The organism is Shimia sp. W99 (genome assembly GCF_053851455.3).
This window is the reverse complement of the sequence record NZ_JBSQBU020000001.1, coordinates 714,627-734,643: the sequence shown is the minus strand read 5'-3', so window position 1 is coordinate 734,643 and position 20,017 is coordinate 714,627. Positions and strand designations below refer to the sequence as shown.

Genomic DNA, 20,017 nt, shown 5'->3' with positions numbered 1-20,017 from the left:
TAGGGCGGCACGCGCTCAAGGTCCAGAGGTCGCGTCGAGCGCGCAGTTTCAGGAAACAGTCAGGCGCGCAGCGCCATCTGTTCTTCATCACCGATGCTGCCCGGTTCAGGGTCGCGCAGAACATACCCTCGCCCCCAGACTGTTTCGATGTAATTTGCTCCATCCGAAGCCTCGCTCAGCTTCTTGCGAAGCTTGCAGATGAAAACGTCGATGATCTTGAGTTCTGGCTCATCCATGCCGCCGTAAAGATGGTTCAGAAACATCTCCTTGGTGAGGGTTGTTCCCTTGCGCAGGCTCAAAAGCTCGAGCATCTGGTATTCCTTACCGGTCAGGTGCACCGGTTTGCCATCCACCTCGACGGTCTTGGCATCCAGATTGACCGACACACGCCCGGTCTTGATGATCGACTGAGAATGCCCCTTGGACCGGCGGATGATAGCATGAATTCGTGCCACCAGTTCGTCTCGATGGAATGGTTTGGTCAGGTAATCGTCCGCCCCAAACCCAAATCCCTTGAGCTTGCTTTCCGTGTCATCCGCGCCTGACAGGATCAGGATCGGCGTATCCACCCGCGCAATGCGCAGCTGGCGCAAAACCTCGTGCCCATTCATGTCCGGCAGTCCAAGATCCAACAGGATCAGGTCATAGTCATACAGTTTTGCCAGATCGATGCCCTCTTCCCCAAGGTCCGTCGCATAGACATTGAGATTGGCATGGGTCAGCATCATCTCGATACTTTTGGACGTTGTCGGATCATCCTCAACCAACAGAACACGCATAGAAAACTCCTCGCATCAGGGGCGTCGTTGGACCTAACCGTGAACAAAAAAGGTTAATCCCGAGTTACCGACACCCAGAAACTAGGGCATTCTCCTTATGGTTGTCTATATTTTTGTAAACTTGTGGCTTTCAAGGCTTCAACGCCGTGCCGCGAGACCGCCGTAACCCATTCACCAAATTCTTCTTCACTCAACCCGTACATGCTCAGCGCCTCATCCTGACTTATCAACCCATAGGCGACCCCGCGCACCACCGCAGCCTTTCGCGACGCCACCCACCGTTTGGTATCACCGGGGGGCAAATCCGCGCGGGTCATCACCCGCCCGTCGGCCAGGGTAACACATCTCGGCCCTTCCACTTTCTTCAGAAACATCACTCTCATCCTCGTTCTGGCGCTCATGCTGCGCCAAACCGCTTAACGAGACCTGAAACCGGGGCTTGAGAGTAATTAAGATTTTCCTATATTCTCGACGACTTCAGTTTCGGAGATTCCCATGGCCCTTGACGGCGACACGACCCTCAACTCGCTTGGCTTTGCCAAGCCACCTTCTGAAACCCGCGTGGTGGTGGCCATGTCGGGCGGCGTAGACTCCTCTGTCGTCGCGGCCAAGCTTGCTGACGAAGGCTATGACGTGGTTGGGGTCACGCTCCAGCTTTATGACCACGGCGCGACGCTTGCCAAGAAAGGTGCATGCTGTGCCGGGATCGACATTCACGACGCGCGTCGCGTGGCCGAAGAAAAGGGCTTCCCTCATTACGTGCTCGATTACGAAAACATCTTTCAGGATGCGGTGATCGACGAATTTGCCGACAGCTATCTTGCCGGGGCCACGCCCGTTCCCTGCATCCGCTGCAACGAACGCGTCAAATTCAAGGACCTTCTAGAAACAGCCAAGGATCTGGATGCCGATTGCATGGCGACTGGTCACTATATCCAGCGCATGGTCGGGGAAAATGGCCCCGAGTTGCACAGCGCGGCGGATGCTTCGCGCGACCAGTCCTATTTCCTGTTCTCCACTACGCCGGAACAGCTTGACTACCTGCGCTTCCCGCTGGGTCACCTCCCTTCCAAGGACGCTACCCGCGCATTGGCGGCGGAGTACGGCCTCGCCGTGGCGGACAAACCCGACAGTCAGGACATCTGTTTCGTGCCCAATGGCGATTATGCCAGCGTGATCGAAAAACTGCGCCCCGGATCCGCCGAACCGGGCGAGATCGTGCATGTCGATGGCCGCATTCTGGGCAAACACAAGGGCGTGATTCACTACACGATCGGGCAGCGCCGTGGCCTTGGTATCGGCGGGCTAACCGAACCGCTTTACGTCGTGAAGCTGGATGTCGACGCCAAACAGGTGGTGGTCGGTCCAAAGGACATGCTCGCCACCCGCATCATCCCGGTGCGAGAAATCAACTGGCTTGGTGATGCCCCGTTTGACAGCCAGCCGGAATGGCACCTCGCGGTCAAGGTCCGCTCGACCCGCCCACCGCGTGAAGCGGTCATCCGACCGACCGGACCGGACACGGCCGAGATTGAACTCCTGACGCCCGAAGAAGGTGTATCGCCCGGCCAGGCCTGCGTATTCTACGATCCGGAAGGAAGTCGCATTTTTGGGGGCGGCTGGATCTGGCGCGGCGCCTGAGCCGCGCCGTCAAAGAGCGTCGGTGCCGGTGTTCAGCAGCACATAGAACCCGACCGCGATCATCACCAGCGGCGCGAGCCGCTCCAGACGAGAAATCCGATCCAACGAAGTGGGCGCCAATCGCGTGACGCTCATGCCGACCCCGGCCAAAAGCAGCGCGCCCAAACCACCGCCGGCCAATGCGGTCCATCGATAGGCTCCGACCGAGTCCGCCAGAAGCGGCACCATGACGGAAAAACTGTCTACCGAAATGCTGAGGTACAAGGCCACCGCCGCAACCAACCCGCCGCGTTCAATTGCCTTGACCGGCGCCTCGTCCTCTTGCCTGCGCCACTGCCGCCACAGACCGAGAACGCCCAACCCCAGGGGAATCAGCCCGAGATAGCCGACCCGATCGGGCAATCCGCTCTCAAGCCCCTCGGCAACAGCAAGCGCCAGAACCAGAATCACCGTCTGCGCCACCAAGTAACCACCGATCGCCCGCCGGGCGCCGACCGCCACCATCATCGCCATCATCAAGGCAAGATTGTCCAGATTGGTCAGCACTTGTGCGAGCGTGGCCGACAGGCCAAAAGTCAGGACGTCCATGCCTTAACCAAGCCCATCCAGCACAGCCCTTGCCGCCCGCAAACCCGGTGCTTCGCCGCCCCGGCCCAGCCGCTGCATGGTCAGGTCCATCGCCTCTGTCTGCGCACTCGGATCACCCAGAACATCCAGAACAACCGGAGCAATCCTCTCGGCCCGGCAATCCCCCCCGATCAGTTCAGGCACGATGCGCGTCTCGCTCACGAGGTTGACCAGCGTTACTGTATCCACCTTGAGCATCATGCCGATGATCTGGCGGCTCAGCCAGTTCATGTCATAGGCAATCACCATCGGTGTCCCCGCCGCGGCCAGTTCCAGAGACACCGTGCCAGAGGCCGCCAGGGCCACATCCGCTGCCCGAAACGCTGCCCGCTTCTCGGCCTGCGCTTCGTGCTCTGGCCGATCCCGCGGGTCCAGCACGATCACCTGCCCCGGCCAGTCGCGACACATCTCCTTGACCATTGCGGCCACGGGTGCCGCTGCGGGCAGGACCACCCGCAGGTCAGGACGCGCATTCAGCACATCCCGCAACACCTGCCCAAAGATCGGCCCGAGCCGCGATACCTCACCCCGGCGCGATCCCGGCAACACCAGCAAAACAGGCGCTTCCCCAATCCCATGCGCTTCACGGAACTGCAGCACGTCGGCATCGCTGGCAACTGGTTCTGCTGTGACCGGATGACCGACAAAATCACACCGCATCCCGGCCGCTTCCATATAGGGCGGCTCAAAGGGCAGCAGCGCCAGAACCTGATCAATCATCTTCGCCATCTTTCCGGCCCGCCCCGAACGCCAGGCCCAGACCGTCGGCGCCACGTAATGCACCGTGCGAATGTCGCTCTTGTCCTTGACGATCCGCGCCACGCGCAGCGAGAAATCCGGGCTGTCGATGGTGATCAATACATCCGGTCGCGCCTGTAGAACCGCCTCGGCGGTCTCGGCAATCCGCCGCTTGAGGTGACGGTACTTGGGCAACACCTCGGCAATGCCCATCACGCTCAACTCTTCCATCGGGAACTGGCTCGTCAGGCCTTCTGACTGCATGGCCGGTCCGCCGACCCCCAGGAAGGTCACCTCCGGCACAAGCGTCTTCAACCCCGCCATCAGCGCGCCGCCAAGCTTGTCGCCCGACATCTCGCCCGCGACCAGGAACACCTTCATCAGAGCACCCGTCCCAAAAGGAACAGCCCCGTCTCCTCAAGCGCTGCGCGTGTGGCTTCGGCTTCGAGCAACAAGACCTTTCCAGCTGACACCACAATCCCCTCAAGCCCCGCCTGCGCCGCAGTGCGCACCGTTTCGGGGCCGATCGCGGGCATGTCCACACGCAGATCCTGCCCCCGTTTCGGGGCCTTGACAAAAACGCCCCTGGCCCTGCGCAAATGCGAAGGCGTCGCACCAACAAAGCGCAGCATCGCGTCCGTGCCCTGCAGCGTTTCCACCCCCAGGCACAGCCCGGCCGCGACCACCGCGCCCTGCCCCACATCCAATGGCGACAGCGCCAAAAGAATGTCGGTCGCCTTCGCTGCATCCCTGAGCGCATCCGCACCGGGTTCCGGCCCGGCAAACAGCCCCTCGGGCACGGTCAGGCCGGGCAACACCTCATGTGCACCGACCACGCGAAACCCCTGTTCCTCGAACACGGCGATAATCAGGCGCAGGATCGCATCATCTCCGCCTTGCAAGGCGGGCAACAAGCGCGGTGCAACCGCCATCATCCCGGCGTCGAATTCGGCCGGGTTCAGAGCCGGACGCCCCATTGCCCCAGCCAAAACCAATTCGTCAACGCCAGCCGATCGCAGAGCGTCAAAAAGGCCACCCATCTTCTCAAAGGAATGCAATTCAACCGGGTCGGGCATGTCATGGGCCACACCCTTGAACACCACGCGCAGCGCTTCGGGGTGCGCCTCGGCCAGCAAACGCGGTAGTGCGCCATCCCCGGACAGGATTGCCAGACGTCCCATGGCTCAGCCCGGCGTCAGGAACGACCGGTCCGTGTCGCCCAAAATGAAATCCACGATTTCCTGAACATAGGCGCTCTCGGTTTCCTCCCCGAGACGCGTTGCGCGTTCCATGAACGCCCCTTCGCCCTGTGCCAGCATCTGGAAGGCGGCCCGCAGCGCGGTAATGTCCGCACGGGCCACGCCCCGGCGCTTCAAACCGACAAGGTTCAGCCCGTCCAACGCGCCGCGCGGCCCCTGAACAAGGCCATAAGGAATCACGTCATTCGTCACCATCGAGAGCGCGCCAATAATCGCGCCATGCCCGATCCGCACCCATTGGTGAATGCCGCACAACCCGCCAATGATCACGTCATCCTCGATTACGCAATGTCCGGCAACGGCAGCGGAATTGACCACGATCACCCGATTGCCGATCTGGGCGTCATGCGCGATGTGGCAGCCTGCCATGAACAGACCGTCATCACCAACGCACGTGATACCGCCACCACCCTCGGTGCCGGTGTTCATCGTCACGTGTTCCCGGATGCGGTTGCGTTCCCCGATAACAAGTCGTGACGCCTCGCCCTTGAACTTGAGATCCTGTGGAACCTCGCCGATCACGGCAAAGGAAAACACCACGGTGTCCGCCCCGATCTCGGTCTGCCCGGTCACGACCACATGTGATTTGAGCTCAACCCGCTCCTTGAGAACCACGTGCGCTCCCACCACGCAAAGTGGGCCGATCACGCAGCCTTCTCCGATGACGGCACCTTCTTCAACAACCGCCGAAGCGTGCACTGTTGCACTTTGCGCAATTGCCATCCGGGTTACTCCTTGGGCAGGTCCATCATGGCCGTGAACTCGACTTCACAGGCCATTTCTCCTTCGACAGTGGCCACACCTTCGAACTTCCACACCTTGCCGCCCGGCCGCCCGCGCACGGTTTTCACATTCATTTCCAAAACATCGCCCGGCACCACCATCCGGCGGAATTTGCATTTGTCGATGCCCATGAAATAGACCAGCAACTCCTTGTCGGCCATGTCCATCGCCACGCCCACCATCACGGCGCTGGTCTGTGCCATCGCCTCGACAATGGTCACACCCGGCATGATCGGCTTGCTCGGAAAGTGCCCCTGAAAATGCGGCTCGTTCATCGTGACGTTCTTGATGCCCCGTGCCGAGGCATAGCCGTCGATATCGACGACCTTGTCCACGAGAAGAAACGGATAGCGATGCGGAATAATCCGCTGGATCAGGCCGATATCTGCGCTTTTCAATTCTTCGGACATCCCGAGAAGCTCCCGTCATTTGTGTGCATGTGTTGGAACAAGTCCCTAGCAACCCTGCCCCGGTTGGGCAAGCGCGCGCATGGTCCCGCGGCCTATTCCCGCTGAAGACCCGACCCGTCGCCGATGGCCGCATCCAGCCGGCCAATCGCTTCCTGCGTGACGTCGATTGCGTTGTCCGAAAGCAGAATCGTGCGCTGTTCCAGAATAACCGAAGCCCGCGCTTCGCGCATCAACTCGGCCAGCACCGGGCGTGCCGCCTGAACGAACTGCGCTTCCTCTCGCTCCTGGCGCAAGGCAATCTCGCGCGCCTTGTTGTCCTGGAAATCGCGGATCTCCTCGACCCGGCGGTCAAACGCATCCGCCACGGCCCGAAAATCCGCCGCCGTCATTTCTTTGCGTTTCTCGGTAAGAACCTTTTCTTCCTCGGCCAGCTTGGCCTCCATCTGGCGGTTCTCGGCCCGTAGAACCGACTGCTCGGCGGCAATTTCGCGTGCCACGCGCTGGCCGAATTGCGAGTCCGTGAAAAGACGCTCACTGTCGATCGTCAGAATGGTCGAAATCGGCGCGCCCGTCTCTTGTGCCTGCCCTGGCCCTGCCAGCCCAAAAGCCAGCAAAACCGAGGCAATAAGCGCAAACAGCCGGTCCATCACGACTTAGAATTGGGCGCTGACGGTGAAGTCAAAGTTCTGCTCCTTGTCGAACTTCTCTTTCTGGATCGCCTTGGAGAAGTTGAAGCGCAGCGGCCCAATCGCCGTTTCCCAGAACAGAGAGAAGCCGACAACGTGGCGCAACGAAAAATCTTCATAGATCACGTTGGGCGACGAAACATCCAGCCCCCAGAGCGATCCGATATCATAGAACAGACCACCCCTGATCCCGAGTTCATCGGGCAAGCCCAGCGGGAACTCTGCCTCGAACCGGGCCACGGCATAGTAGTTACCGCCAAGCGCGTCATCCTGCACTCCTCCGCCCTGATATTCACGCGGGCCGATCCCGAAGGGCTCAAAGCCGCGAATATTGCGCGCCGTGGTGATGAAACGGTCATCCGCGCGGCTGTCTTTGTCGGGCGAATAGAGCGCCCCGCCCTCAAGCACCGCACGCAGGGTGATTTCCTCGTGGTAAACCCGGGTTTCCGCAATCGCACGCGCAGTGGTCTTGATAAAAGTGTAATCCCCACCAAGGCCACCGAAATCCTGACCAAACTCAAGCAAGACGCCCCGGTTCGGATCAAGCCCGCGGTTGCGCGTGTCAAAGCTGTAGGTATAGCCGACCGAGCTTTTCCAGATATCGCCGCGCGCCGCTTCAGTGTCGATGATCGACCCGGGAAGCGCTTCGCCATTGTTGATATCCATTTCCGAGTTCTGCAGCGTATACCGCAACGCCATCTCACCATATTCACTGACCGGGAACGCCAGTGTCGGCTGAAATTCACCAATCGTGTTGCTGAAGCGGGCCTCGTTGGGCTCATACTCCTGATAGCGCAGCGCAAAACCGGCCGCGAGATCACGACCCAGGAACGCCGGTTCAAGGAAGGTGAATCCATAATCGGTGATGGTCGACGCCGTCGAGAACGAGAACCCAACAGTTTGACCACGACCAAGGAAGTTGCGCTCGTTGAAGCGCACGACGAGGCCGAACCCGTCATTGGTTCCGTAGGTCGCACCAAATGAGAGCGAACCCGTGGGCTTTTCGACAACGTCAACGTCGATCACCACCTGATCGGGCGAGCTCCCCTCACGGGCATTCACCTCGGCGGTTTCAAAGAACTCCAGCGCGCGAATGCGCTCGGCGCTTTCGCGGATTTCGCGCGGGTTGAACGGATCGCCTTCGACGATTCGGAACTGGTGCCGGATCACCCGGTCGATCGTGGTCGTGTTGCCTTCGATGTCGATACGTTCAACAAAGATGCGCGGGCCTTTGACAATGGCGAACTCCACATCGAGCGCCAGATTGGCATCGTCGCGCGTAATGCGCGGGTCGACCCGGACGAAATCCAGACCCTGCTTGAGCGCCTTCGTTTCCATGCGCGCGATGGCGTTTTCCACCTGCAACGGCGAATACATGACGCCGGGCTTGAGCTTGATCGCGGCAAGATATTCGTCTGGATCCGCGCCTGCCACTTCGCTGGTCGCGGTGATCTTGCCGAATTCGAACTGCTGCCCTTCCTGAATGTTGAAGGTAATGAAATAGCTGTCCCGTTCCCGCGACAGTTCAGCATTCACGCTGGTTACGCGAAAATCGACAAAGCCGCGCGACAGATAGAAATCGCGCAGAACCTGTTTGTCGAACTCGATCCGGTCGTCGACATACGTGTCCTGTTTGAACAGGGCCCGCAGAAGACCCGCCTGCTTGGTGCCCAGCACGCGGCGCAGGCGACGGTCCGAGTATTCCTGGTTGCCGACAAATCCGATCCGCTCGATCTCAACAATGCCGCCCTCGAAGATCTCGAAGATCAGATCGGCGCGGTTGTCGCTGCGGCGGATGATGCGCGGCGTGACCCGCGCGGCAAGGCGCCCGGACTGCGCATAGGCCTCGGTGATCCGCGCCGCGTCACGCTCCGCAACTGTCGGGTTCAGCACCCGCCGCGATTGCGACTCGATCAGGCTGGCCAGCGCATCATCTTTGAGTCGGGCATTGCCTTCGAAGTTGATCAGGTTGATCGTCGGGTATTCCTGCACCTTGATGACCAGCCGGTTTCCGCTGGGAACAAGCTCCACGGTCTCGAACAACCCACTGGCCAAAACCCGCTGATAGGCCGCGTTCAATTGCCCGGCAGAGACGGTCTGACCCGTCTTGAGCCCGGAATAGCTGATCACCGCAGCGGATTCGATCCGCTGGTTGCCCTCCACGCTGATACTGCCGAACTGGTACTGCTGCGCCGAAGCCAAATTCGGAAGCGCAAGCAAAACCGCTGAAATCAAAAAGAAAAACGCAAATACGATCTGTCGAAGTCGTGTATTGCCGCCGTCTTTGGCCACCGCCAAAGCTCTTTCATGTTTGGCCATTCCCAAACTCCGCAAGACATCCCAGTTGGAACGTCACTACCGAGTCTGAGGCCTCTTGTCAAAAGACCAATACGCGCAGGTGTTTGTCGAGTTATCCACAGGGCTTGGTAGAATGACAATGACCCGCCACATCATCTGGTGGCGGGCCATTGCCGTCAAACCGGTTCCTAAGGGGGCTCAGAACTGGCTGAGGAACATGCCCAGATACGCACCAAGCATCAATCCGCCCAATATCGCCGCCGGAAACAACAGGCGATCCCAGTTGATATCAATCAGCAATCCGAGTGCGCGGTATCCGTCTTCAATCGTGTGCATGACATTGGCCTTGGTTCTGTGTTCGTCACCGCCAAAGCTAGGCAGGGAATCTGGCAGAAATGGGGCATGCCCGTGGCGCTTATGGGCAAAACAGGTCGTTGGTCAGGCCAAAGGCCATCAATCCAAGCACGATTGTCAGGCCAATCGTCATCAGGATACGCAATGCCCCGTCGCTTGGCGGTTTGCCGGTCACGGCCTCATATGCATAGAATACCAGGTGCCCTCCATCCAGGATCGGGATGGGGAACAGGTTGAGCATGCCGATCGCCGTCGACAACACCGCGATGAACCAAACAAAGCTCTGCAGGCCCTGACTCGCCATCGCGCCCGAGGTCTGGGCAATGCCCACCGGCCCCGAAAGGTTGCAGCTGCTGATCGCGCCCGTGACCATGTGATACAGCCCCGAGATCGACCCCTCGATGATGCGCCCGGTCTGCTTGACCCCGCTCCAGACCGCGGCCCCCGGACCCAGCGCTTCCGTGGCTGGTTCGAACGCCAGCCCACCGCCGATACCGATCCGCCAGTAAGTCTTGAACCCGCCATCTTCCTGCGGCTCGTCCACCCGGCGCGGTGTCAGGTCAAATACCTGCTCCGCCCCACCCCGGTTGACCGTGATCTGCAGCGTCTTTCCATTGCCGTTCTCCACCGCGTCCTTGAGCTGTGCAAACGCCACGATGGGGGTCCCGTCAATCGCCGTAAACACATCTCCCACCTGCAATCCGGCAGAATAGGCCGCCGATTTCGGCGCCAGATGAAGCACGATCGGCGGATAGAGGTAAGGCCCTGTCACCTCGATGGTTTCCCCGGCTCGCACCACCTCATAAGGCAGCGGATTGGCCTTGGTCATGTCTTCCCAGAAAGCATCATACGCGTCGCCATCTTCCATCGAAGGCAGCGCCCGACCGTCAATCGCCAGAACCTCGTCACCTTCTTTAAGCGTATAGTTCACCCCCGGAAGGTCACGCAGTTCGCCCACGATCAGCGCGTCGCCCACCTTGCCATTGGACATCAGCACGCCTGCAAAGATCAGGATCGACAGGATAAAGTTGAATACAGGTCCAGCAGCCACCGTTGCCGTGCGCGCCCAAAGCGGTGCGCCATGCATGGTGTGGCGCCGCTCTTCATCCGACAGCCCTTCCATGGCTTCGCCGTCCTTGCCGCTGGCCGCGTTCGCATCGCCCTTGAAGCGCACATAGCCCCCGAGCGGAAACGCCGCGAGCTGCCATTTCGTGCCCCGCTTGTCGTGGCGCGACCAGATCACCGGTCCAAACCCGAGCGAGAACACTTCCGCCTCGATCCCCGACCAGCGCCCGACAATGTAGTGCCCGTATTCATGGATCGCGACGATGACCGACAAGGCCACGATAAAAGCCAACACCACAAGAATCGAGTTCCCGAAACTCGGAAGAAGGGAAAAAATGTCCAAAACGCGTTCCTACCTGTCCTGCTCAGCCATGACCTCTTGGGCCGTCTTGCGAGCCAGATGGTCAGTTTCCTGCACGGTATCAAGGGTCATTTCGGCATTCTTAAGGCATTGTGATGCCACGAGGCGCTCAAGCACCTCCTCAACCACCTCGGCCATCTGAAGAAAACCGATCCGCCGGGCCAGGAACCCGTCCAACGCGGTTTCCTTGGCGGCGTTGAACACCGCCCCCGCCAGGCCGCCCGCCTCCAACACCTCATGCGCAAGCCGAAGTGCCGGGTAACGCACCGGATCGGGCTGGCGGAATGTGAATGTTCCGATCTTGGCGAGGTCAAGCCGCTCGACCGGCAGTTTGCGCCGGTCCGGCCAATGCAGCGCATACCCGATGGCATGACGCATATCGGGCGGACCGACATGCGCCATCAACGCCCCGTCCTTGAAACCGACCAGCGCATGCACCATCGATTCGGGGTGCACAAGCACCTCGATCATGTTGTGCGGACAACCAAAGAACTCCTTGGTTTCAATAACTTCCAACGCCTTGTTGAACATGCTGGCGCTGTCGATGGTGATCCGCAGTCCCATATCCCAGTTCGGATGTTTCGCGGCCTGTTCCGGGGTCGCCCGGGCCATCTCCTGCAGGCTCCAATCACGAAACGCACCACCACTGGCGGTGATGATGATCCGCTCCACCGCGCCCATGTCCTCGCCAACGAGGCCCTGGAATACGGCGGAATGTTCACTGTCCACCGGCAGGATACGCCCGCCATGCTGACGCGCCGTGCGCATGATCAGGTCGCCCGCCGTGACCAGCGATTCCTTGTTGGCAAGCGCCAGCGTCGCCCCTTGCTCAAGTGCCTTCATTCCCGGCGCCAGCCCCGCCGCGCCGACAATCGCGCTCATCACCCAATCCGCGGGACGCGTGGCCGCCTCGACGATGGCGCGTGTGCCTGCCGCCGCCTCCACACCAGACCCAGCCAGTGCCTCGCGCAACTCGCCAAGGCGTGACTCGTCTGCCGTTACCGCGATCTGTGCATCAAGCCGCCGCGCATCCGCCGCAAGGTGCGCGATATTTTGCCCCCCGGTCAGCGCCACCACATCATAGGCACCGGGTTCACGCGCGATCAGATCGATCGTGTTCTGTCCGATCGACCCCGTCGCCCCGAAAATACTGACTTTTCTCATAGTGCCGGCAGCCCCAGCGCCGCCCCCATCAACAAAACGAACAATGCCGCGCCCATCATAGCGTCAAACCGGTCAAGCAATCCGCCATGCCCCGGAATGAGGTTCGAGCTGTCCTTGATCCCTGCCCGCCGCTTGAGCGCGCTTTCAGCCGCATCACCCATCTGCGAGGCAAAGGAGGTCAATACGCTTAGCACGATCAATGCCGGCCCACCGAACACAACACCCACGGCCCCTGCCGCAATCCAGCCCGCAATCGTCCCGGACCAGGTTTTCTTGGGGCTGACCTTGGGCCAGAATTTCGGCCCGCCAAGCAGACGCCCGGCAAAATATCCAGCAACGTCTGTGGCCACCACCACCGACACCAGCCAGACAATCCAATAGGCGCCGCGCACATCGCGAACAACGATCAGCCCATAGCATGCAAGGATCAACGCCGACGCATAAGCGCCGTATATCAAACGATCTTTCTCAAGCTGCGTTGCCCCTGCGATGGCCACCGCCAAAAGCACAGGCAGGACCGCCTGCCCCGGCAGGAACATGGTCGCCGCCATGGCCGCCGCCGCCAAAACCCCCATCGGAATCGCGAAACGGCGCTTTTCCGGCCCCATCAGTCGCGAGAATTCCCAGATCATGCCGCCACAGATCAGCGCCACCAGTTCGTGAAACCACACGCCGCCGGCCCAGATCGCCGACGCCCCGATGATCAGCATGACCGCTGCCGAGCCCAACCGCGCCGGCAGATCGCCCCATGTGCCGCCCGCCCCGCTCACGCGCTTACTGCACCGAATCTGCGGTCACGCATGGAATAGGAAACAACCAGCCGCCGGAACTCGTCTTCCGAGAAATCTGGCCAAAGCGTGTCGATGAACTCGTACTCCGCATAGGCTGACTGCCATAGAAGAAAGTTGGAAATCCGTGCCTCTCCGCTTGTACGGATCACCAGGTCGGGATCGGGCAACACGCAGGTATCAAGGTATTTCGGAAGGGTTTCTTCGTTCACCTCTTCCGGTTTGAGCCGCCCGGCCTGAACATCTTCGGCAAGGCGCTGGGTCGCGCGGGCCACCTCGTCCCGCCCCCCGTAGTTGAGCGCGATGGTCAGGTTGACCTCGTCATTCTCCGCCGTCAGCTCTTCCAGCTCATCCATGAGCGCGCGCAGCTTGGCATCCAATCCCGGACGGTCGCCAATAAATCGCACCCGCACACCTTCGGCCTTCAACGCCCGCGCTTCCTTGCGGATATAGGCGCGGAACAGGCTCATCAGCCCGGCCACCTCGGATTGCGTCCGCTTCCAGTTTTCCGTCGAAAAACCAAATATCGTCAGGTACTTGACGCCCAGCGGTTTGCAGGCGCGCACGATTTCCTTGACCCGTTTGGCCCCTGCATGGTGGCCGAACAACCGAGGACGCCCCCGGGCCTGGGCCCAGCGGCCGTTGCCATCCATGATGATGGCCACATGGCGCGGACCTTGCGCAGTGATGTCCTCGGGCATTTGCGTTACACCTGCATGATTTCGGCTTGCTTGTGCTCAAGCGCCGCGTCGACCTGTTTGATGAAACGGTCGGTCAGGTCCTGTACTTCGCCTTCCCAGATCTTCTGGTCATCTTCCGACATGCCAGCGGCCTTGGCCTTCTTGATCTGGTCCATGCCGTCACGACGCACGTTTCGGATCGCGACACGGGCATGTTCGGCATATTGTGCGGCCACCCGTGCCAGCTCTGCGCGGCGTTCCTCGTTCAACTCGGGAATCGGCAGCATCACGATCGTGCCGTTTGTCTGCGGGTTGATGCCGAGGCCGGAATTCATGATCGCCTTTTCCACGGCGCTGACCAGCGACTTGTCCCAGACATTGATCGTCACCATGCGCGGCTCGGGCACGTTGACCGTTCCCACCTGGTTGATCGGGGTCTTCTGACCATAGGCATCCACCATAACCGGTTCCAGCATCGTCGCCGAAGCCCGCCCGGTGCGCAGCGATGCAAATTCGGTCTTCAACGCCCCCATGGCGCCATCCATGCGGCGGGTCAGGTCGTCGGTATCAATCTCAAAGTCTTCTTCGGACATTGGCTTGCTCTTTTTTTTGCCGGGGCCATGCACCCCTGTTTCATTTTTTACTTTAAAGGCTTCACTGGACCTTTGTATAGGTGCCCCGGCCCGCGAGAATGCCCTTGAACCCGCCCGGCTCGTCCAGACCGAAGACGATGATCGGCAGGTTGTTTTCCCGCGCCAGCGCAATTGCGCTGGCATCCATCACCTTCAGACGCTTGGTCAGCACGTCATCATAGCTCACCTGATCATAGCGGGTGGCGTCGTCATGTTCCTTGGGGTCCTTGTCATAAACCCCGTCCACCCCGTTCTTGCCCATGAAGATCGCTTCACAGGCCATCTCGTTGGCACGCAGCGTCGCCGCTGTATCGGTGGTGAAATAAGGGTTCCCGGTCCCGGCCGCAAAGATGCAGACCCGTTTTTTCTCCAGGTGGCGCACCGCGCGGCGGCGGATATAGGGCTCGCACACCTCATCCATGCGGATGGCCGAGATCACTCGGGTAAAGACACCTTCGGCCTCAAGAGCCGACTGCATCCCAAGCGCGTTCATCACCGTCGCCAGCATGCCCATGTAGTCGGCCGTGGTGCGCTCCATCCCCTGCGCCGAGCCCTGCAGCCCCCGGAAAATGTTGCCGCCGCCGATCACCATGCAGATTTCGACGCCCATATCATGAACCGATTTCACCTCGCGGGCGATCCGCTGCACGGTAGGGGGATGCAGGCCAAAGCCCTGGTCTCCCATGAGCGCCTCCCCCGAAATCTTGAGCATCACACGGTTGTAGGTGGTCTCGTTCGGGGCGGTGTCGTCGCTCATGTTGCACTTCCTCTGCGCGTCGATTTAGGATCGCGCGCAAAATGTCGGAAAACGCGGTCAGGTTCAATGCGAGAGTTCCCTCAATTCCATGATTTCGCGTTTTCGGGCGCCCCACTGCCATGACAGTCCTGCCAGACATTCCAAAAGATCAGCCCGTCCTGATCGCTGGACCGACCGCCAGCGGCAAAAGCGCGCTTGCGCTCGAGATTGCCGAACGGGACGGCGGTGTGATCGTCAATGCCGACGCCATCCAGGTGTTTGCCAACTGGCGCGTGCTGACCGCGCGGCCCTCGCAAGAGGATGAGCGGCGCGCGCCACACCTGCTTTACGGGCATGTCCCCTTTGACGCCGAATACTCGGTGGGCCACTGGCTGCGCGAGGTTGCCCCCCTTCTGAAGGGCACCGAACGCCCCATCATCGTCGGCGGCACCGGCCTCTATTTCACCGCGCTCACACAGGGTTTAGCCGATATTCCGGCCACCCCCCCAGATATTCGCGAAACGGCCAATGCCCGCGTCGCTCGAGAAGGATTCGAAACGCTTCTGGCCGAACTCGATGCCGAAACCGCCGCCCGAATCGACCGTCTCAACCCGATGCGCGTGCAACGGGCATGGGAGGTCCTGCAAGCCACGGGGCGTCCATTGGCCGACTGGCAGGACAACACCCCGCCGCCCCTGCTGCCCTTGCCAGAAACGACCGCCATTCTGTTCGACGTGGACAAGGATTGGCTCAACACCCGCATTGCCCGCCGCTTTGACCTGATGCTGGAACACGGCGCGCTCGACGAGGCTCGCGCCAACCTTGCCACGTGGAATCCGGCCCACCTCTCGGCAAAAGCCATCGGCGCGCCTGAACTCGTCGCGCATCTACAAGGCGCCCTCACGCTCGACGACGCCCGCATGCAGGCCACGGTTGCAACGCGCCAGTTCGCCAAACGGCAACGCACGTGGTTCCGATCCAAAATGCGAAACTGGATCAGGTACAGGCCGGAATCCGCCTGACCATCAATCGACGCACTTGCCAAAAAAGGACATCCGGGGCATCAATAATGCCCAGATGACCACACGGAATTTACATATCCCGTCATTCATGACACGTCCGGGCCAGCAACCCCTGCAGTCGGCCAAGTCCGCAAGCGTGCCCCTGCATCCCTCTCCGGATCGACCGCTCTCCCAGATCAAGGTGCTGACCATCGCGCAGCTTGTCAAAGGCGAACCCTGGCTTCTTGAACAGCTGCATGTGCGTCACCACCATATTCTGCTCTGGACCACCCGAGGACAGGGGCGTGTCCTCCTGCACGGACTGCGCCGCGGTTTCGGCCCCCACAATGCGCTCTTCATTCCGGCGGGCAAGCTTCTGGCCTTCGAACTTGGATTGCAGGTTCAGGGTCAGGCGATCCTGATCCCCGATGACGGTCGCGTCACCCTGCCCGACCGCACTCAGCATCTGCGCCTGACTGATGGACTTGCCCAGGCCGAGATGACCGGCATCCTCGATGACATGCGCCGCGAACTGCACGAAGATCGCCCCTTTGTTGCCGAGGCACTCAACGCACAGGCGCATCTCATGTCGATCGCGCTGCGCCGCCAGATCCAGAGCATTGGCCCCCTGCCCCCGGCCAAGGCCGGCGAACGACTGGTGCGCCGCTTCTGCGATCTTCTGGCGCTCGAATTCCGCTCCGGGCAATCCATGGCCGCCTATGCCGAACAACTCGACATCACGCCAACCCACCTGACCCGGGTCTGCCGCCAATGCGCCGGACTGACCGCTGCCGATATGCTGTCCCAAATGGTCCAGCACGAGGCCCGTGCCCTTCTGATCCACACCGAAAAGCCGATAAACGAGATAGCCGCATCGCTCGGGTTCGGCAGCGCGGCCTATTTCACGCGGTTTTCGCAACAGCACTTTGGCCACGCGCCCAGCCAGATTCGCAAACAGGCCCAGGGCGACCGCCCCCGTATCTGATCGGGCCTGCAAGCCCCTCATTTGCCAAATTCGACACCGGCGATGTCGTTTTTTGCCCCTCAAATGACGATAGCAACCGTTGACGTAACGCCAATTCTGTTGCCGAATGAAGCTCATAACCAAAACAGATGCCGCATCTGACGGCATCTCATAACAAAACCGCTTGTTCAGCACGCGACATGGCACGCCGGGGGGGAAATCGTTGCCAACACGCCAGCCAGACCACTGTTACCGCATCTGCGGCGTCTTTCTTTTCGATCTCAAACGCCCCCTTGCGCGGGCATTCTGCCCCGCTTGCTGCTGAACAAAAACTGACACAGGGGGCGCCTTTGCGGGCGATCCCGTCCTTGCCACCAGCGCTTTGACCCCGATTCTCAGGGCACGGGCGCGGTCAAAAGAACAGGGAACCACATGGGACTATTCATACTAAGGCGGTTCGGAATGATGTTGCTCACGGCAATCTGCCTGACATACATCGTTTTCTTCCTGACCAACCTGTACCCCAATCTTGAAAAACTGGCCAAGACCCAGGGCAACTTCCGCATGTCGGAAGAAGCTGTCGCCAGCTATCTCGGGGATCGCGGCTACCTGCAGCCCACCCCGATCAAATACCTGCAATGGCTCGGAGTTCTGCCGGGACACGCGATGACCAAGGAAGACGGATCCGTCGTCGGCAAATGTGTTCGTCCGGGCGTGGCGCCCGAGGATACCCCTCGTTACTGCGGCATCCTGCAGGGCGACTGGGGCTTTTCGACCGTGGCCAAGGAACCTGTTGCCAATGTTCTGGGCTCTCGTCTGGCCAATACAGGCAAGCTGATGTTCTGGGTCATGGTGGTCATGGTCCCCTCGGCCCTGATCATCGGCGTGTTGGCGGGCATGAACGAAGGCTCGCGCACCGACCGCACCCTGTCGACCGCCTCGATCCTTTCAACGGCAACACCCGAATACGTCTCCGGCGTGATCTTCATCGCGCTCCTGGCCTCAACCCGGAACGGGATTGGGCCGTGGCTGCACGAGATGGGGCTGATCGAGGGCAAGGCGCTTTTCAAGGGCACCGCAAAAACGGCGATGGACAAGGTGACCTTTGAAAACTTCACCCTGCCCGTGCTGACCGTGGCGCTTTATGGCATGGGCTATATCGCCCGCATGACACGCGCCTCCATGGCCGAGGTGATGACCGCGCAGTATATCCGCACCGCGCGGCTCAAGGGCGTCAGCTTCCGCAATATCGTGATGAAACACGCGCTTCGCAACGCGCTGATCGCGCCCTTCACCGTCATCATGCTGCAGTTCCCATGGCTGCTCAACGGCGTGGTGATCGTGGAAACGCTGTTCTCCTATACCGGCTTCGGCTGGCAGCTGGTGAACGCGGCGGGCAACAACGATATCGAGATGCTTCTCGCGGTCTCGGTGGTCTCGGTCTTCGTGGTTCTGGTCACGCAGCTGATCTCGGATATCGGCTACGTCTACCTCAACCCACGTATCCGGATTTCATAAGGGAGGGTCTGAGACATGGAACCACTTACCTGGACAGGCTCTTTCGGCGCAATCGTCGATCCGGTCTTCACCCTCGTCGCCTATATCTTCATCGCCGCCGTGGTGTTGCAGATCATCGGCTCATACCTCCTTCCGCCCGTCAGCGAAGTGATCAATGCCGATGGCACGATTGGTCGCGGCTCCGGCCCCAACGCGATGATTGGCATGGGCGTGAAATACAGCCTCCTGGCGCTGGTTGCGCTGGTGCTGCTTTACATCCTGGCTGGCATGTTCACGCCGCTTGGAACGGTTGGCATTGTCGGCGCGCTCGCCGCCCAGTTTGCCCCGGTCTGGATTGCCCTCGTGGTGACGTTCCTGCTGTCGATCACCTACAAGCGCAGGCTTGGGCTTTATGGCAAGCTGTTTGACAGCATGATTGGCATGATCGGTTTCGGCCTTCTGATGTTCTGGTTTTACACGGCGCTGTTTGTCGGGCTTTTCGACATGATCGCGGTGCATGACCCCCTGACCCAGCTCTCGGGCATGAAGAACAAGGTGCCGGGCACGCCATTGCGCAATCTCGAAGAAGGGGTCTATCCCTATTACCTTCTGGGTGGCGACAACCTTGCCCGCGACGTGTTCAGCCGCATGGTGCACGGGTCGGTCATCGTGATCGTGATCGCGCCCTTTGCGACACTGTTCGCCTTCATGGTCGGGATCACGCTGGGCCTTCCGGCGGGGTATTTCGGCGGCAAGCTCGACGCCTTCCTGTCGTTTCTTGCCAATCTCGTGCTGGCCTTCCCGGTGATCCTGCTGTTCTACCTTCTGGTGACACCCGAAATCGTGGCAACCGGCATCCCGAACTTCATGGCCATGGTGCTTTTTGCCTTCCCGATCATCTTTGTCGGCGTGTTGCTGAACTCGCGGTTCTACACTCGTCCCAAGCTGCGCACGCCGCTTTTGTCAGCGATCCTGCTGGTGATGATCTGGCTCTATCTTTCGGCGATTTCCGCACCGGGTACGGTGATCAACGTGCTGCCAGGCTTCATGGATCTCTTCAACATCAACTCAGGGATATTGGTGGTGTTCGTGTCGGTGGTCTTCGTGAACTCACCCACGGTGTTCCGCATCGTGCGCGGGCTGGTGATGGACATACAGACCCGCGACTACGTCGCCGCCGCCCAGACACGGGGCGAAGGTCCGTGGTACATCATGCTGTGGGAGATCCTGCCCAATGCGCGCGGCCCTCTGATCGTCGATTTCTGCCTGCGTATCGGCTACACCACGATCCTTCTCGGGACACTGGGCTTCTTTGGCCTTGGCCTGCCGCCCGAAAGCCCGGACTGGGGGACCACGATCAACGATGGACGCAAGCTGTTGTCGATCTATCCGCACCCCGCGATCGTGCCGGCACTGTCCTTGCTGAGCCTTGTGCTGGGCCTGAACCTGCTGGCCGACGGCTTGCGCGAAGAAAGCCTGAGAGACTGATACCTTCGGTGGCCGGGGGGCTGGCCCCCCGGTCCCCCCGGAGTATTTCAGGCAAAATGAAGACAT

At 60.5% G+C, this 20,017-nt stretch carries 21 protein-coding genes; 5 read left to right on the top strand and 16 right to left on the bottom strand.

Translation table 11 applies throughout. The features are described from left to right. Nucleotides 1-59: 59 nt before the first annotated feature. Both ctrA and sciP read right to left on the bottom strand, forming a co-directional pair. Nucleotides 60-779 carry a response regulator transcription factor CtrA gene (ctrA, locus tag ACS3QZ_RS03575; protein WP_093094050.1) on the bottom strand — a complete coding sequence of 240 codons (720 nt, stop codon included), beginning with the start codon at nucleotides 777-779 and terminating at the stop codon, nucleotides 60-62. A gap of 95 nt (nucleotides 780-874) precedes the next feature. After that, nucleotides 875-1,153 carry a CtrA inhibitor SciP gene (gene sciP, locus ACS3QZ_RS03570; RefSeq protein ID WP_456036600.1) on the bottom strand — a complete coding sequence of 93 codons (279 nt, stop codon included), beginning with the start codon at nucleotides 1,151-1,153 and terminating at the stop codon, nucleotides 875-877. A gap of 121 nt (nucleotides 1,154-1,274) precedes the next feature. On the opposite strand from sciP, the gene mnmA reads away from it, so the two are divergent. Beyond that, nucleotides 1,275-2,420, top strand: a complete 1,146-nt coding sequence (mnmA, locus tag ACS3QZ_RS03565) for a tRNA 2-thiouridine(34) synthase MnmA (protein ID WP_456036599.1) — start codon at nucleotides 1,275-1,277, stop codon at nucleotides 2,418-2,420. Between the two features lie 9 nt (nucleotides 2,421-2,429). On the opposite strand, the gene ACS3QZ_RS03560 is transcribed toward mnmA, so the two are convergent. The 14 genes from ACS3QZ_RS03560 to pyrH all read right to left on the bottom strand — a co-directional run bounded on the left by ACS3QZ_RS03560 (nucleotide 2,430) and on the right by pyrH (nucleotide 15,022). Continuing rightward, nucleotides 2,430-3,008, bottom strand: a complete 579-nt coding sequence (locus tag ACS3QZ_RS03560) for a hypothetical protein (protein WP_456036598.1) — start codon at nucleotides 3,006-3,008, stop codon at nucleotides 2,430-2,432. A 3-nt stretch (nucleotides 3,009-3,011) separates the two neighbouring features. Beyond that, a complete protein-coding gene (gene lpxB / locus ACS3QZ_RS03555; protein WP_456036597.1) occupies nucleotides 3,012-4,166 on the bottom strand; it encodes a lipid-A-disaccharide synthase in 1,155 nt (384 codons plus the stop codon). Beyond that, nucleotides 4,166-4,966 (bottom strand): LpxI family protein, encoded by an 801-nt coding sequence (locus ACS3QZ_RS03550; protein ID WP_456036596.1) that lies wholly within the window; start codon nucleotides 4,964-4,966, stop codon nucleotides 4,166-4,168. The genes lpxB and ACS3QZ_RS03550 overlap by 1 nt, the downstream gene beginning before the upstream one ends. A gap of 3 nt (nucleotides 4,967-4,969) precedes the next feature. Continuing rightward, the gene (lpxA, locus tag ACS3QZ_RS03545; protein WP_093094044.1) at nucleotides 4,970-5,767 is read right to left on the bottom strand and encodes an acyl-ACP--UDP-N-acetylglucosamine O-acyltransferase; all 798 of its coding nucleotides are present in this window, start codon (nucleotides 5,765-5,767) and stop codon (nucleotides 4,970-4,972) included. Between the two features lie 5 nt (nucleotides 5,768-5,772). After that, nucleotides 5,773-6,237, bottom strand: coding sequence for a 3-hydroxyacyl-ACP dehydratase FabZ (gene fabZ, locus ACS3QZ_RS03540; RefSeq protein ID WP_456036595.1), 465 nt, complete (start codon nucleotides 6,235-6,237; stop codon nucleotides 5,773-5,775). A gap of 92 nt (nucleotides 6,238-6,329) precedes the next feature. Further along, nucleotides 6,330-6,884 (bottom strand): OmpH/Skp family outer membrane protein, encoded by a 555-nt coding sequence (locus ACS3QZ_RS03535; protein WP_456036594.1) that lies wholly within the window; start codon nucleotides 6,882-6,884, stop codon nucleotides 6,330-6,332. A 6-nt stretch (nucleotides 6,885-6,890) separates the two neighbouring features. Continuing rightward, the gene (bamA, locus tag ACS3QZ_RS03530) at nucleotides 6,891-9,242 is read right to left on the bottom strand and encodes an outer membrane protein assembly factor BamA (protein WP_456036593.1); all 2,352 of its coding nucleotides are present in this window, start codon (nucleotides 9,240-9,242) and stop codon (nucleotides 6,891-6,893) included. 177 nt (nucleotides 9,243-9,419) lie between these two features. Then, nucleotides 9,420-9,557 (bottom strand): hypothetical protein, encoded by a 138-nt coding sequence (locus ACS3QZ_RS03525; RefSeq protein ID WP_165610067.1) that lies wholly within the window; start codon nucleotides 9,555-9,557, stop codon nucleotides 9,420-9,422. Between the two features lie 79 nt (nucleotides 9,558-9,636). Continuing rightward, complete coding sequence (gene rseP, locus ACS3QZ_RS03520) at nucleotides 9,637-10,983, bottom strand: RIP metalloprotease RseP (RefSeq protein ID WP_456036592.1); 1,347 nt, start codon at nucleotides 10,981-10,983, stop codon at nucleotides 9,637-9,639. A gap of 9 nt (nucleotides 10,984-10,992) precedes the next feature. Then, nucleotides 10,993-12,165, bottom strand: a complete 1,173-nt coding sequence (dxr, locus tag ACS3QZ_RS03515) for a 1-deoxy-D-xylulose-5-phosphate reductoisomerase (RefSeq protein ID WP_456036591.1) — start codon at nucleotides 12,163-12,165, stop codon at nucleotides 10,993-10,995. Next, on the bottom strand, nucleotides 12,162-12,935 hold the full coding sequence (locus tag ACS3QZ_RS03510; protein ID WP_093094039.1) for a phosphatidate cytidylyltransferase: 774 nt from the start codon (nucleotides 12,933-12,935) through the stop codon (nucleotides 12,162-12,164). The genes dxr and ACS3QZ_RS03510 overlap by 4 nt, the downstream gene beginning before the upstream one ends. Beyond that, nucleotides 12,932-13,654 (bottom strand): polyprenyl diphosphate synthase, encoded by a 723-nt coding sequence (gene uppS / locus ACS3QZ_RS03505; RefSeq protein WP_093094038.1) that lies wholly within the window; start codon nucleotides 13,652-13,654, stop codon nucleotides 12,932-12,934. The genes ACS3QZ_RS03510 and uppS overlap by 4 nt, the downstream gene beginning before the upstream one ends. Before the next feature lie 5 nt (nucleotides 13,655-13,659). Continuing rightward, the gene (gene frr, locus ACS3QZ_RS03500; protein ID WP_456036590.1) at nucleotides 13,660-14,226 is read right to left on the bottom strand and encodes a ribosome recycling factor; all 567 of its coding nucleotides are present in this window, start codon (nucleotides 14,224-14,226) and stop codon (nucleotides 13,660-13,662) included. Between the two features lie 61 nt (nucleotides 14,227-14,287). Then, nucleotides 14,288-15,022: a UMP kinase gene (gene pyrH, locus ACS3QZ_RS03495; protein ID WP_093094036.1), complete on the bottom strand. Its 735-nt coding sequence runs from the start codon at nucleotides 15,020-15,022 to the stop codon at nucleotides 14,288-14,290. A 119-nt stretch (nucleotides 15,023-15,141) separates the two neighbouring features. On the opposite strand from pyrH, the gene miaA reads away from it, so the two are divergent. The 4 genes from miaA to ACS3QZ_RS03475 all read left to right on the top strand — a co-directional run bounded on the left by miaA (nucleotide 15,142) and on the right by ACS3QZ_RS03475 (nucleotide 19,951). Then, the gene (gene miaA / locus ACS3QZ_RS03490; RefSeq protein ID WP_456036589.1) at nucleotides 15,142-16,023 is read left to right on the top strand and encodes a tRNA (adenosine(37)-N6)-dimethylallyltransferase MiaA; all 882 of its coding nucleotides are present in this window, start codon (nucleotides 15,142-15,144) and stop codon (nucleotides 16,021-16,023) included. Nucleotides 16,024-16,078: 55 nt separating this feature from the next. Next, the gene (locus ACS3QZ_RS03485; protein WP_456036588.1) at nucleotides 16,079-16,987 is read left to right on the top strand and encodes a helix-turn-helix domain-containing protein; all 909 of its coding nucleotides are present in this window, start codon (nucleotides 16,079-16,081) and stop codon (nucleotides 16,985-16,987) included. 411 nt (nucleotides 16,988-17,398) lie between these two features. Then, entirely contained in the window at nucleotides 17,399-18,484 is a 1,086-nt protein-coding gene (locus tag ACS3QZ_RS03480; protein ID WP_093094033.1) for an ABC transporter permease, read from the top strand. 15 nt (nucleotides 18,485-18,499) lie between these two features. After that, nucleotides 18,500-19,951 (top strand): ABC transporter permease, encoded by a 1,452-nt coding sequence (locus tag ACS3QZ_RS03475; RefSeq protein WP_456036587.1) that lies wholly within the window; start codon nucleotides 18,500-18,502, stop codon nucleotides 19,949-19,951. Nucleotides 19,952-20,017: the final 66 nt, after the last annotated feature.